Below are 13,146 nucleotides of genomic sequence, written 5' to 3' on the forward strand. Positions count from 1 at the left end.
GGTGGCCGAGGTGACGAGGCGGGAGTGGGCGGTGGGGCGTGGGACGCTTGGAGCAGGTCGAGGGCGAGGGTGCGGCCGACAATGGTCGTATGAGCGGATTGGGTGAGCGGGCGCGGCACTGGCGGTACGAGGCACTGCCCGACGTCGACCTGCTGCGGGCCCGGTACATCCGGAAGACCTTCGTCCGGCACACCCACGAGCACTTCGTGATCGCCGGGATCGCGGACGGGGTCGAGGTCTTCCGGCACCGGGGCTCGGACGTGACCGTCGGAACCGGGGCGCTCGCGCTCGTCAATCCCGACACCGCGCACACCGGCCGGGCCGGAGTGCCCGAGGGCTGGCGGTACGGAGCGGTCTACCCGGCGCCCGACCTGGTGGCCGCGATCGCCGCCGAGACCACCGCGATCCGGGGCACCCCCGGCTTCGTCAGCCCGATGCTCGACGATCCGTACTCCGTCGCCCTGGTGCACCGGGTGCTGCGCGCCGCCGACGAGGGCAACGCGCTCGCCGCCGACACCCTGCTGCGCGTCGCCGTGACCAGGCTGCTGCGGCTCAACGGCGGCCCGCTGCCGCAGCGCCCGGTCCGTACCGCCGGCGCCCGGCTCGCCGCACGCGCGCGTGCCGTGCTGGAGGAACGGATGGCCGAGCCGCCGACCCTGGAAGGCCTCGCCACCGGCCTCGGCAGCAGCCCCTTCGCGCTGCTGCGGGCGTTCCGCGACGCCTACGGCATGCCACCGCACACCTGGCTGACCGACGCCCGGGTGCGCCGGGCCCGGCTGCTGCTCGACGCGGGCACGGCCCCCGCCGACGCGGCCGTCGCCGTCGGCTTCACCGACCAGCCGCACCTCAACCGCCACTTCACCCGGATCGTCGGCGTCCCGCCCGGCGCCTACCAACGCGAGCGCAAGAACGTACAAGACGCGCGGCGAGGGTCCCCGTAACGTCCTGGGCGTGGCACAGCAGACAGCACTCGCAGACATACACGGCGAACGCGGGCCGAAGCCGGACTCCGCCGTCGTCCGGGACGCCCTCGGCGTCGGCGTCGCCGTAGGACTGTCCGGGTTCGCCTTCGGGGTGACCTCGGCCGGCAGCGGGCTCGGCCTGCTCCAGACCTGCGCGCTCAGCCTCCTGGTGTTCACCGGCGCCTCCCAGTTCGCCCTGGTCGGCGCGCTCGCGGCGGGCGGCAACCCGCTCACCGCGGCGGCCGGTGCCTTCTTCCTGGGGGTGCGCAACGCGTTCTACGGGCTGCGGCTGTCCCAGATGCTCGCCCTCCCGCGCGCGGTACGGCCGTTCGCCGCCCAGTGGGTGATCGACGAGACCACCGCGGTGACCCTCGCCCAGCCGACGCGGCGCGCCGCCCGGATCGGCTTCACGGTCACCGGGCTGAGCCTGTACGTGCTGTGGAACCTCACCACCCTGCTCGGCGCGCTCGGCGCCAAAGCCGTCGGCAACACCGACGCCTGGGGCCTGGACGCGGCCGGACCCGCCGTCTTCCTGGCGCTGCTCGCCCCCATGCTGAAGACCACGACCGACCGCGCGGTGGCCGGCCTCGCGGTACTGCTCGGGCTCGGCCTGCTGCCCGTGCTGCCCGCCGGCGTCCCGGTCCTGGTGGCCGCGCTGGCGGCGCCGGCCGCCCTGTTCGTCTCCGGCCGCCGGACCCGCCGTACCCGCGACGACGCACCCGAGGAGACCCGGTGAACTTCTGGATCGCGATCGGTGCGACCGCCGTCGGCTGCTACGCCGTCAAGCTCGCCGGGCTGCTGGTGCCCGCCGGCGCCCTGGAGCGGCCGGTGGTACGGCGGCTGGCCGCCCTGCTGCCGGTGGCCCTCCTTGCCGCGCTCACGGCCCAGCAGACCTTCGCCCACGGGCACACGCTGGTGCTGGACGCCCGGGCCGCCGGGGTCGGGGCGGCGGCCGTGGCGCTGTCGCTGCGCGCGCCCTTCCTGGTCGTCGTGGGCGTCGCCGTGGCGGTCACGGCGGGACTGCGCGCCGTGACCGGCTGAGAGACCGGTCACCCCACGAAGCGGCCGTACGCCCTGAGGGTGCGCAACGCCTCGATCGTCACCAGTGGGCGGGCCTCCAGGGCGGCGGCCGGTGCCCACTGCCGCCACCGGATCGGCCAGCCGCCGTCCTCGGCCTGCTCGGCGGCGAGGAACTCCAGGGACCGCTCCATCTCCTCGTCGGTGAACCACGCGCGCGCGAGGGAGTGCGGGGACCTCGCGAAGTCGTGCGGGAAGTGGTGCTCGCCCGGGGCGTAGCCGGGCGCGACCGGGTACGCGTCGAGGCGGCCCGGGTCCAGCGCGGCCAGCCGATGCTCGCGCACCAGGCGGCCCAGCCGGTCGGCGGCCGCCTCCGCGCGCGGGCGGTCGGGCACCGAGTCCAGGAAGGCGACCGCGGCCTCCACCTCGTAGGGGTGCGACTTGTCCAGGGACTCCACCGCCTCCCAGCAGAAGTCCGTGGCCCGGAACAGCCACGCGTGCCACACCTCGTTGCGGTGCAGCAGGCCCACCACCGGTCCGGTGGCGAGGAGCTCACTGGGAGGGTCGTCGACGACCGGGACGAACGGCGCCGCCGGATAGCCGCGCTGGCTCGGACGGATCGCCGGCAGGGCTCCGTCCGCTGTGGAGACGGACGTCAGATAGCGGCACACGCGCTCCACCCGCTGCCCGCCGCACCGCCCGATCGCGTCCAGGACGCGCAGCGCGTGCGCCGTGTGCAGCGGCTGGCTCACCGGACCGCGCAGATCGGGCTCCAGGGCGTGGCCGTAGCCGCCGTCCTCGGTGCGGTAGGCGTCCAGCGCCGTCTCCACCGGATCGGGACCGCCGTTCAGGAAGTGGTACGAGAAGAGACGCTGCTCCAGCACGCGCGCGGTGAGCCACATGAACTGTTCGGCGCGGAAGAGGGGGGAGCGCGCCGGGGGCGTAGGGGGGAGTGGGGAAGCTCCGGTTTCGGACATGCGAAAGACCGTAGGGCGGAAAGCGGTCTCGGCGAGCGGTCCCGGGCACGGCCCACTCTCAGGGGCGGGATACTGGTGTCATGCGGTTGACGGTCTTCTGGCAGCGGATGGCGGAACACTTCGGTTCGTCCGGGTACGCCGACACCTTCGCGCGCGATCATGTGATGACGGAGCTCGGCGGACTGACCGTGCACGAGGCGCTGGACTCCGGCTGGGCGGCCAAGGACGTGTGGCGCGTGGTCTGCGCGGTCATGAACGTTCCGGGGGAGAAGCGCTGAGCGTGCACGGAGACCGGACACGGGCCACGCGTTGTCGGTGGCGTCGGCGAGACTTGCACCGTGGCACCCACTGACGACGACGGGCGCACCGCCCAGCACGCATCCCCGGCCGGCCCGACGCAGCCCGACGGCTCCACGGCCCCCGGCGCCGCGCCGCTGGGTGCCCGCATGCCGCGCTGGCTGCCACGCGCCATGGTGCTGGCACTCGCCCTCATCGCCGCCTTCCAACTGGGCAGCTGGGCCTTCCACCAGCTCACCGGCCTGCTGATCAACATCCTCATCGCGTTCTTCCTGGCGCTCGCCATCGAGCCCGCGGTGAGCTGGATGTCCCTGCGCGGTATGCGCCGCGGCTTCGCGACCTTCCTGGTCTTCCTCGGCCTGGCGGTCGCCGTCGCGGGCTTCGTCACCCTGCTCGGCTCGATGCTGGCCGGCCAGATCATCAAGATGGTCGAGGGTTTCCCGGACTACCTGGACTCGGTCATCAACTGGGTCAACGAGACCTTCCACAGCCACGTGAGACGGGTCGACGTCCAGGAGGGCCTGCTGCACTCCGACTGGCTGCGCAAGTACGCGCAGAACAGCGCGGCCGGTGTGCTCGACGTGTCCGGGCAGGTGCTCGGCGGGCTGTTCCAGCTGCTGACGATCGGGCTGTTCGCCTTCTACTTCGCCGCCGACGGCCCCCGGCTGCGCCGCACCCTGTGCTCCGTGCTGCCGCCCGCCCGCCAGGCCGAGGTGCTGCGCGCCTGGGAGATCGCCGTCGACAAGACCGGCGGCTACCTGTACTCGCGCGGTGTGATGGCGCTGATCTCCGGCATCGCCCACTACATCCTGCTGGAGGCTCTCGGCGTGCCCTACGCGCCCGTGCTCGGCGTCTGGGTGGGCCTGGTCTCACAGTTCATCCCCACCATCGGCACCTATCTCGCGGGCGCGCTGCCGATGCTGATCGCGTTCACCGTCAACCCGCTGTACGCGGTGTGGGTGCTGGTGTTCGTCGTGATCTACCAGCAGTTCGAGAACTACATGCTGCAGCCCAAGCTGACCTCCAAGTCCGTCGACATCCACCCCGCGGTCGCCTTCGGCTCGGTCATCGCGGGCACCGCGCTCCTCGGTGCCGTCGGAGCCCTGATCGCGATCCCGGCGGTCGCCACGCTCCAGGCCTTCCTGGGCGCCTATGTGAAGCGGTACGACGTCACCGACGACCCGCGTGTGCAGGGGCACCGGCGGCGCGGCACGGCCGGCCCGGGGCTGCTCACGCGCGCGCGGCGGCTGATATGGCAGCGGCCGGCCGAGGAGCCCGAGGAGACCCCGTCCTGACGGGGTCCGCGGTCGGCGACACCGCCCGCCCGGCGAAGACCGCCGCGCTCAGCAGGTGAGTGTCGAGATGCGAGGGCACCCGCCGCCACGCCCGCAGGGTGATCCCGCCGACCTCCACCAGCATGTCCTCACCCGTGCGGAGCCCACTCCACGACGCCTGGGGCACCTCGTATCTGAGGACCCTGGAGCGGTTGCGGACCGTGCTGCTCCTGGTGTTCGCCGCCGACTGTGCAGGACACCCGCCATACGCCGCGCCGAGCAGGCAGCGGTCAGGAGACCGTGGCGGCCGGCGGGGTCCAGCGCCGGCTGCGGGGGACGCCGCCCGGGACGCCGTAGTCCTTCCTGAGGTGTTCGGGGATGGCGTAGTGCATGACGCGGCCACGGGTGAGGGAGGACAGTTCCAGGACGGTGGTGAGGTGGCCGAGGCGGTCCAGGGCCCAGGCGCCCAGCGGGGAGCGGTCCTCGATGCTCTCCAGGATCCCGAGGAGATGCGGTACGGCCTTGACGACGGTGTCCCAGGGGGTCCGCGGCACCTCCAGCCAGTCCGCGCAGGTGTCGCCGACGAGATGGCGGATCAGGGCGGAGACGATCGGGCCGAAGAAGGTGCCGGGGACTACCTCCTCGTAGAGGTCGATGAGCTGCCGGGTGAGATGCGCGCCCTCCTCTGAGGGGCCCATGGAACGGACCATGTACAGGTCGAGGAAGGCACGTGCCTCGTCGAGGGTCTTGGGGACGGCGTCCTGGTCGACGCCGAGCATGGCGCCCACCACCCGCCACGCGTAGTAGTACGCTTCCGCGCCCTCCGTGGACAGGTGGATGCCGAGCCGGTGCAGGCTGTCCAGGACCAGCAGCGAGAAGAACATCTGACCGCCGATCATGTCCTCCTGGCAGATCGGTGTGCCGAGCGCCGCGGTCCCAGCGGTCCTCCCGCGCGAGGTGATGCCGGATGGAGGCGTGCAGCAGACGCACCTTCTGGGCGGCCGGGACGAAACGGCCGCCGGCCTCGAAGGCGTCGGGCCGCATCAGGTAGACGGTGAACTGGCCCGTCTCCGCCATGCGCTTGGAGGGGTAGTTCAGCCCGTGGGTGGCCGACAGCAGCTTCGCCACGCGCGGGACGACGTAACAGGCGGGCATGGAGGCGAAGGACAGGGCGGTCGAGATGTGCACGTTGTTGTCGATGAAGAACAGCCGGGCCTTCTCCATCTCGCCCCAGTCCACCCAGGACGGCGGGACCCGGGTGGCCTCCAGGTACTCCCGTGCGACGTCGGGCAGTCCGTCCGGCAGCGGCGCGCCCGCGGTGGAGACGTAGCGCATCAGCGTGTTGAACGTGCCCACCTCGCCACGCTCGAAGAGCGCGGCGACCGTGGCGTCGGCGAGTTCGTCACCGGCGTCCCGCAGGGTGTCCATCGAGGCCTCGGTATGGGTGGTCACGGCAGGGCTCCTTGTCGTCGAGGTCTTCCCCGTGGGCTTCAGGACCGGCGGACCGTGGCCGAGCGAGCCAGCGCGGTCAGCGCGTCGGCGGCCGGACCCGGCACGTCCAGTTCGTGGAGGGCGTCGAGCGCTTCCGTGACCCGCGCGCCGATCATGTGCTCGATCCGGTCGGGTGATCTGAGCCGGCACATCACCTCGCGGACCGTGTCCAGGCCCGCCGTGTCCAGATCGCGGCTGCCGAGCAACGCCTCCAGCCGCTCCCGGTCGTCGTCGCGGGCGAGCCGCCAGGTCTCCGCCAGCAGCGCCGTGGGCCGGTGGCCGCGCACGTCGTCGGCGTTCGCCTTACCGGTGTGTTCCGGTGCCCCGAACAGCCCGAGAAGGTCGTCGCGGAGCTGGAACGCCTCACCCAGCGGCAGCCCGTACGCGGAGAACCCCTCGCGCAGCCGCTCGCCGGCTCCGGCCAGGGCGCCGCCGATCAGCAGAGGCTGCTCGACGGTGTACTTGGCGGTCTTGTAACGGATCACCTTCAGCGAGGCGGCGGTGTCCGGACCGGCCCCGGTGCGCAGGATCTCCAGGCACTCGCCCGCGATCAGGTCCCGGGCCAGCAACGACCACAGGGGGCGGGCCCGGGCGAGGTAGGCGGCGGGCAGTCCGCAGGTCGCGAAGAGCTGTCCGGCCAGCGACATCAGCAGATCGCCCACGAGCATCGCCAGCGACCGCGCGGTGTCGTCGGAGTGCGGACGGTCCTTCACGGCGGCGCGCAGGGCGATGTGCGGGGTGGGGCGGCCGTGGCGCAGCGGGCTGTCGTCGATGAGGTCGTCGTGCACGACGGCAGCGGCGTGCACCAGCTCCATGGAGGCCGCCGCCCGCACCAGCGCGTCGCTGTCCGGCTGGCCGACGGCGCGCCAGCCCCAGTAGCAGAACGCCGCCCGGAGCCGTTTGCCGTCCGTGACCGCCGCTTCCAGTTGCTCGGCCACCGGGGCCAGGAGCGGGTCGATCGCCGCGAACAGATCGGCCTCCTGGGCGACGAAGCGGCGCAGTACGTCGTCGACCCGGCTCTTGAAGGCGCCCGGATTCCAGCGGTCAGCCATGGTCGGCGGCCCGCCGGGCGAGGGCGTGCCGGGCGAGGACCTCCAGATGGGCCGGGGGAACGGCCGTGTACCGGTCCAGGGCCAGTCGGCCCCGCGCGGTGAGGTCGTGCTCGGCCTCCGCCGCCAGCGCCCCGGCGTCCGAGCGGCGCAGCAGTCCCCGCACCGTCCCCAGCGCGGTACCCAGGGTGCTCACCGCCAGGTCTGCCAGCCCTGCCGCCAGCAGCACAGCCTGTTCGTCCAGGCCACGTCGTCCCGTCTCACGTGTCATGCGCTCTCCCACTCATGGCACACAGGGCGTCGCCGTCCACCGGCCGCCTCTTCGAGCATCGCGGTACGACGGGCACGGTCACGCGGAAACTCACGAGTGGGTGACCCCTTCGCCAGACAGTGCGGGCCGCGGGCGGGAGCGGGGCCCTCGGAGGCCGTCCGTGCGGGGTGGATGAGTGCCGTGCGGGGAAGTGCGGGAGTGTCGCGTGGTGCGCTTGACACGAAAATCGAACATCCATTCTCATGGAAGCTCCGGCACGGCTCGCAACGGGGAATTCAGCGACAGTTCGGCATGGTTTCGTCGTAGATGTCCCTGAGTTATCCACAGGCCGGACCGACGTCGGGGCGCATTGTCAGTGGCAGGCGTTAGCGTCTTTGACGTGAAGCGATCGACTCAAGCAAACCGGGTGGAACCCATGGCAGGAACCGACCGCGAGAAGGCGCTCGACGCCGCGCTCGCACAGATTGAACGGCAGTTCGGCAAGGGCGCGGTCATGCGCATGGGCGAGCGGTCGAAGGAGCCCATCGAGGTCATCTCGACCGGCTCGACCGCGCTCGACGTCGCCCTCGGTGTCGGTGGCCTGCCGCGTGGCCGCGTCGTGGAGATCTACGGCCCGGAGTCCTCCGGAAAGACGACCCTGACCCTGCACGCCGTGGCCAACGCCCAGAAGGCCGGCGGCCAGGTCGCGTTCGTGGACGCGGAGCACGCCCTCGACCCCGAGTACGCGCAGAAGCTCGGCGTCGACATCGACAACCTGATCCTCTCCCAGCCGGACAACGGCGAGCAGGCCCTGGAGATCGTGGACATGCTGGTCCGCTCCGGCGCTCTCGACCTCATCGTCATCGACTCCGTCGCCGCGCTCGTGCCGCGCGCGGAGATCGAGGGCGAGATGGGCGACAGCCACGTCGGTCTGCAGGCCCGTCTGATGAGCCAGGCGCTGCGGAAGATCACCAGCGCGCTCAACCAGTCCAAGACCACCGCGATCTTCATCAACCAGCTCCGCGAGAAGATCGGTGTGATGTTCGGCTCCCCGGAGACCACGACCGGTGGCCGCGCGCTGAAGTTCTACGCCTCGGTGCGCCTCGACATCCGCCGCATCGAGACCCTGAAGGACGGCACCGAGGCGGTCGGCAACCGCACCCGCGTGAAGGTCGTCAAGAACAAGGTCGCACCGCCCTTCAAGCAGGCCGAGTTCGACATCCTCTACGGCCAGGGCATCAGCCGCGAGGGCGGCCTGATCGACATGGGTGTGGAGAACGGCTTCGTCCGCAAGGCCGGCGCCTGGTACACGTACGAGGGCGACCAGCTCGGCCAGGGCAAGGAGAACGCCCGCAACTTCCTCAAGGACAACCCCGACCTGGCCAACGAGATCGAGAAGAAGATCAAGGAGAAGCTGGGCGTCGGTGTCCGGCCGCAGGAGCCCGCCGCCGAGCCGGGCGCAGACGCGGCGGTCACCACCGCGGCCGCGGACGACGCGGCGAAGACGGTGCCCGCCCCGGCCGCCGCCAAGGTCACCAAGCCCAAGGCCACCACCGCCAAGATCTGACGCCGTGACACGACGAACCGACTGGGCCGACCACGAGTACACGTCCCCCGGTGCCCCACGGGGGAGGGGCACCGGGGGCCACCCGGGCTCCACCGGGGACGGCGAGGAGGCCCACGGCACAGGCGGGCACGGAGGCGAGGGGGCATACGACGGTCCGGACGGGAACTGCGGTCACGGGACACCCGGCCGTGGCTCGCGGAAGCCCGGGACGCGCCGTCGGCGCGGCTTCGGGGAGCCGTCCGGTGAGGACGGGGGCTCCTCCTCCTTGTCGAGGGCCGAGCAGGGGGAGTCTCCAGCGGACCCGGCTGAGCGGGCGCGGGCGATCTGTCTGCGCCTGCTCACCGGGACCCCGCGCACCCGGAAACAGCTCGCGGACGCCCTGCGCAAGCGGGAGATCCCGGACGACGTCGCCGAGGAGGTGCTGTCGCGGTTCGAAGAGGTCGGGCTGATCAACGACGGCGCGTTCGCCGACGCCTGGGTGGAGTCCCGGCACCACGGCCGGGGCCTGGCCCGGCGGGCACTCGCCAGGGAACTGCGCACCAAGGGCGTCGACTCCGCGCTCATCGACGACGCCGTCGGCCAACTCGACTCCGAGCAGGAGGAGGAGACGGCCCGCGAACTGGTCGCCCGCAAACTCCGCGCCACCCGGGGACTCGACCGCGACAGGCGCATCCGCCGCCTCGCCGGCATGCTCGCCCGCAAGGGGTACTCCGAGGGCATGGCCCTCAGAGTCGTCCGGCGGGCCCTGGAGGAGGGCGAGGAAACGGAGTTCCTGGCGGGCGACGACTTCTGACAGGAAGTCAGATCTGGAATAGGGCGGTGCGCGCCGACAGGGTGGGGTTAACCCCCGGCAAAGACGCCGGACCACCGCAGTGCCCCAGGACCACCAGGTGCACGACGGTGTACGCCATGATGCTGCGCTACGCACTCAAGACCGTCCGCGCCCGCAAGGCCGCCTTCCTCGGTGCCTTTCTCGCCCTGCTGTGCGCGGCCGCGCTGATCGCGGCCTGCGGCACCCTCCTCGACACCGGGCTGCGCGGCACGATCCGTACCGAGCGTTACGCGGCGGCGCCCGTCGTGGTCTCCGGCGACCAGAACGTCCACCGGACCACCGTCAAGCACCAGCACGGCAAGGCCAAGGTCAAGCACAAGGCGAAGGCCATCGCCGAACGTGCCTGGCTGCCGACGGACCTGGCCGCCCGGATCGCCCGCACGCCCGGTGTCGCCCGTGTCGTGCCCGAACTGACCTTCCTCGCACAGCCGTCGACCCCGACGGGCAGCCGTACCGCCTACGGACACGCCTGGGAGTCCGCCGCGCTCACCCCGTACCGGCTGGTCACCGGCACCGCCCCGCGGGCCGCCACCGACCTGGTCGTCGACCGCGACCTCGCCGCCCGTGCCGGGCTGCGGCCCGGCGACCTGCTCACCGTGCAGTCGACGCAGACCCCGCGCGCCTACCGGATCACCGGAATCGCCGCCCCGGCCACGGACGTGCGCCATCAGACGTCCCTCTTCTTCTCCGCTGCCGAGGCGCGCAGGCTGGCCGCGCACCCGGGGCAGGTCACCGCGTTCGGTGTGCTGCCCGCGCAGGGCACCGACCCCGGCCGGCTGGAGCAGGCCGTGAAGCGGGCGCTGGCCGGCACCACCGCACAGGTCTCCACCGGGGACGCGCGCGGCTCCGTTGAGTTCCTCGACGCTGCCTCCGCCAGGGTCCGGCTGGTCAGCATGGGCGCCGCCATGGGCGGTACCTCACTGCTCGTGGCGATCCTGGTGGTCGTGGGCACCTTCGCGCTCACCGTCCAGCAACGCCACCGCGAACTCGCCCTGCTGCGCGCCATCGCCGCCACCCCCGGGCAGATCCGCCGGCTGCTGGGCCGGGAGGCGCTGGTCGTCGGCGCCCTGGCCGGCACCCTGGGCGCGCTCCTCGGACTGCCCCTCGGGGCCTGGCTGCAGAGCAGGTTCGTCGCCCTGGGTGCCGTACCCGCCACGCTTCAGCACGCCACCGGTGTCTTCCCGCCGTTCGCCGCCCTCGCCGCGACCCTGGCCGGCGCCTGGGGGGCCGCCCGGATCGCCTCCCGGCGGATCAGCCGGATCCGGCCGACCGAGGCGCTGGCCGAGTCCAGGGTCGAGCCCGCCCGGCCCGCCCCGGGACGGATCGCCGCCGGCCTGCTGCTGCTCGCCGGCGGAGCCGTCCTCGTCGTCCTGCTCACCTCCCTGCGCACCGAGCCCGCGTCGACTCCCGTCACCTTCCTCGCCGTCGTGGTCCTCGCCACCTCCGTCGCCCTGCTCGGCCCGCTGCTGGTCAGGGCAGCCACGCTGCTGTTCGCCGGCCCTCTGCGGCTCACCGGTCACGGCGGCCGGCTCGCCACCGCCAACCTGCGCGGCAACGCCGTCCGGATGGCGTCCGTCGTCACCCCCCTCACCCTGCTCGTCGGCATGACCTGCACCGTGCTGTTCGTCCAGTCGACCCTCGCCGACGCCGCCCGCGCCCAGAGCCGCGCCGGAGTCACCGCCGACTGGGTCGTCGCCGCCCGGGGACCGGGCGTACCGGCCGAGGCGGCACGGCGGCTGCGCGCCCACCACGACGTCGTCACCGAAGTGGTCCGCACGACCGTCCGCATCGGACTCGACAAGTACCCGGCCCAGGGCGTCACCCCCGAAGGGCTCACGCGCACCTGGGACCCCGAGGTCACCGCCGGCTCCCTCGGCCGGCTCACCGACCGCACCGTCGCGGTCAGCGAACTGGCCGCCGGACAGCACCACCTGAGGCCCGGCAGCACCCTGAGACTCACCCTCGGCGACGGCACGCCCGCCACGCTCACCGTCGCCGCCGTCTACGCCCGCGGTCTCGGCTTCGGCGACCTCACCTTCGCCCACGATCTCGTCGCACTCCATGTGGACAACCCGCTCGCCTCCTCCGTCCTCGTCAGCACAGCCCGTACACAAGCACAACTCGCGACTACGCTCCGTAAGTTCCCGGGGCTCGATATTCTCTCGCCGACCGCGGCGGACTCCCTCCAGGCCAGTCGGCAGCAGGACAACGCCGAGGTCAACTACCTGGCCATGGGGCTGGTGCTGGCCTTCACCGCCATCGCCGTGGTCAACACGCTCGCCATGTCGGTCACCGACCGCGTCCGCGAGTTCGCGCTGCTCAGACTGGCCGGCGCGACCCGTCGGCAGGTGCTGCGGATGCTGCGCACGGAGGTGCTCTCGGTGCTGACACTGGCCACGGCGCTCGGCAGCGGCATCGCGCTCGCCGTACTGACCGCGTTCAGCGTCGGAATGACAGGACGGGCCGCGCCGACGGTCACGCCGTTGCTGTACGTGACCGTCGTCGCGACCGCCGCGCTGCTCGCCCTGGTGGCCGCGGCCCTGCCCGGGCGGGTGGCCCTACGGGTGCCGGCGGTGACGGTGGCGACGGCGAAGGACTGAGGAGGGCCCTCGGTCCGCCGCTCAGTGGCCGTCGGGGGCGTTCCAGTCGACGACTTGGCCCGCGCACGCCTGGGAGTTCGGTCTCGGGCGCGTGCTCGACGGGCTCGCCGCCCTCGTCGAGGGTCGTGGTGACGCCGCCCGGGCCGGACCCCCGTAGTGCGGCCCGGCGTACGGCAGTCGGGTCGCTAGTGCTGTGACCACATAGGTCTGCCGGGTTGTTGGTGTGTGTGGTGATGTTCGTCGATCCGACGATGAGGGCCTTCCAAGCCGCTTACCCTGCCGACACAGGGCACCGGCTGCCCCGCGTAGTGGAGTCGAGGCGGGTACCCGCTTCCTGGTGCGGTCGCGGAGGCGGGCGACTTCCTGTTCGTGGGCGGCCAGTGCCGCGGCGGGGCGGTGGGCACCACGCAGGGCCCTGCCAAGTCAAGCAGGGCGCGGCCCTGGCGGTTGAAGTCGCCGGAGTAATCGTGCATCGCGACCGCCCGACGCCGGGGGGATCGCCTCCTCGAACCGTCCCAGGTCGAGCAGGGCCAGGCCGAGGTTGGCCTGGGCGATTCCCTCACCGTGACCGTCGAGAAGCGCGCGGTCTAGATGTCCTGTCGACCGACGCACTTCGCCAGATGGCCGCCCAAGGCCGGGAGGTGAACCCTGACGACGTCGCCGCGCTCAGCCCGCACCGCAGGGACAACGTGCTCCGCTTGGGCGACTGCGACACCGCCACCCTTCACATCCCGCCCGGCCCGTATGACAGCGCGCTTCGCCTTCCTGCGGATGGTCTCTGAACGGTTCAGGCGAGATTGGCGGCCAACCGGAATGCAGTTGGAACGGAA

The 13,146-nt window shown here is 72.3% G+C and carries 11 protein-coding genes and 1 pseudogene; 8 read left to right on the forward strand and 4 right to left on the reverse strand.

The genetic code is table 11. From position 1 onward, the window contains the following. Positions 1–89 precede the first annotated feature (89 nt). Genes ABZ646_RS03780 through ABZ646_RS03790 form a run of 3 tightly spaced genes read left to right on the forward strand, consistent with a single transcriptional unit; the run spans position 90 to position 2,003 of the window. Positions 90–941 carry an AraC family transcriptional regulator gene (locus ABZ646_RS03780; protein WP_360512607.1) on the forward strand — a complete coding sequence of 284 codons (852 nt, stop codon included), beginning with the start codon at positions 90–92 and terminating at the stop codon, positions 939–941. A gap of 10 nt (positions 942–951) precedes the next feature. Next, positions 952–1,698: an AzlC family ABC transporter permease gene (locus tag ABZ646_RS03785; protein WP_360512609.1), complete on the forward strand. Its 747-nt coding sequence runs from the start codon at positions 952–954 to the stop codon at positions 1,696–1,698. Beyond that, positions 1,695–2,003 carry an AzlD domain-containing protein gene (locus ABZ646_RS03790; protein ID WP_360512611.1) on the forward strand — a complete coding sequence of 103 codons (309 nt, stop codon included), beginning with the start codon at positions 1,695–1,697 and terminating at the stop codon, positions 2,001–2,003. Before ABZ646_RS03785 ends, ABZ646_RS03790 begins: the two co-directional genes overlap by 4 nt. Positions 2,004–2,011: 8 nt before the next feature. Here the strand turns inward: ABZ646_RS03790 and ABZ646_RS03795 are convergent, their stop codons facing one another. Further along, positions 2,012–2,956: a hypothetical protein gene (locus tag ABZ646_RS03795; protein WP_360512613.1), complete on the reverse strand. Its 945-nt coding sequence runs from the start codon at positions 2,954–2,956 to the stop codon at positions 2,012–2,014. Between the two features lie 80 nt (positions 2,957–3,036). Between ABZ646_RS03795 and ABZ646_RS03800 the strand changes: the two genes are divergently transcribed. Both ABZ646_RS03800 and ABZ646_RS03805 read left to right on the forward strand, forming a co-directional pair. Next, entirely contained in the window at positions 3,037–3,234 is a 198-nt protein-coding gene (locus tag ABZ646_RS03800; RefSeq protein ID WP_360512615.1) for a DUF3046 domain-containing protein, read from the forward strand. 60 nt (positions 3,235–3,294) lie between these two features. Continuing rightward, positions 3,295–4,548 (forward strand): AI-2E family transporter, encoded by a 1,254-nt coding sequence (locus tag ABZ646_RS03805; RefSeq protein ID WP_360512617.1) that lies wholly within the window; start codon positions 3,295–3,297, stop codon positions 4,546–4,548. Between the two features lie 269 nt (positions 4,549–4,817). Here the strand turns inward: ABZ646_RS03805 and ABZ646_RS03810 are convergent. The 3 genes and pseudogenes from ABZ646_RS03810 to ABZ646_RS03820 all read right to left on the reverse strand — a co-directional run bounded on the left by ABZ646_RS03810 (position 4,818) and on the right by ABZ646_RS03820 (position 7,338). Beyond that, positions 4,818–5,955: pseudogene (locus ABZ646_RS03810) on the reverse strand (oxygenase MpaB family protein). A 62-nt stretch (positions 5,956–6,017) separates the two neighbouring features. Next, on the reverse strand, positions 6,018–7,070 hold the full coding sequence (locus ABZ646_RS03815; protein WP_360512619.1) for a polyprenyl synthetase family protein: 1,053 nt from the start codon (positions 7,068–7,070) through the stop codon (positions 6,018–6,020). Beyond that, the gene (locus ABZ646_RS03820) at positions 7,063–7,338 is read right to left on the reverse strand and encodes a polyprenyl synthetase (protein ID WP_360512621.1); all 276 of its coding nucleotides are present in this window, start codon (positions 7,336–7,338) and stop codon (positions 7,063–7,065) included. The genes ABZ646_RS03815 and ABZ646_RS03820 overlap by 8 nt, the downstream gene beginning before the upstream one ends. A gap of 415 nt (positions 7,339–7,753) precedes the next feature. Between ABZ646_RS03820 and recA the strand changes: the two genes are divergently transcribed. From recA to ABZ646_RS03835, 3 genes are all read left to right on the forward strand, one after another. Then, positions 7,754–8,884: a recombinase RecA gene (recA, locus tag ABZ646_RS03825; protein WP_360512622.1), complete on the forward strand. Its 1,131-nt coding sequence runs from the start codon at positions 7,754–7,756 to the stop codon at positions 8,882–8,884. Positions 8,885–8,888: 4 nt separating this feature from the next. Further along, positions 8,889–9,677, forward strand: coding sequence for a recombination regulator RecX (gene recX, locus ABZ646_RS03830; RefSeq protein WP_360512624.1), 789 nt, complete (start codon positions 8,889–8,891; stop codon positions 9,675–9,677). A 116-nt stretch (positions 9,678–9,793) separates the two neighbouring features. Then, entirely contained in the window at positions 9,794–12,316 is a 2,523-nt protein-coding gene (locus ABZ646_RS03835) for an ABC transporter permease (protein ID WP_360512626.1), read from the forward strand. The last annotated feature ends 830 nt before the right edge of the window (positions 12,317–13,146 follow it).

This window comes from Streptomyces sp. NPDC007162 (assembly GCF_040634175.1).
GTDB lineage: Bacteria > Actinomycetota > Actinomycetes > Streptomycetales > Streptomycetaceae > Streptomyces.

Coding starts and splice junctions, on each gene's coding strand:
- ABZ646_RS03780 (WP_360512607.1), top strand. CDS start 90: ATGAGCGGATTGGGTGAGCGGGCGCGGCACTGGCGGTACGAGGCACTG.
- ABZ646_RS03795 (WP_360512613.1), bottom strand. CDS start 2,956: ATGTCCGAAACCGGAGCTTCCCCACTCCCCCCTACGCCCCCGGCGCGC.
- ABZ646_RS03800 (WP_360512615.1), top strand. CDS start 3,037: ATGCGGTTGACGGTCTTCTGGCAGCGGATGGCGGAACACTTCGGTTCG.
- ABZ646_RS03815 (WP_360512619.1), bottom strand. CDS start 7,070: ATGGCTGACCGCTGGAATCCGGGCGCCTTCAAGAGCCGGGTCGACGAC.
- ABZ646_RS03820 (WP_360512621.1), bottom strand. CDS start 7,338: ATGACACGTGAGACGGGACGACGTGGCCTGGACGAACAGGCTGTGCTG.
- recA (WP_360512622.1), top strand. CDS start 7,754: ATGGCAGGAACCGACCGCGAGAAGGCGCTCGACGCCGCGCTCGCACAG.
- ABZ646_RS03835 (WP_360512626.1), top strand. CDS start 9,794: ATGATGCTGCGCTACGCACTCAAGACCGTCCGCGCCCGCAAGGCCGCC.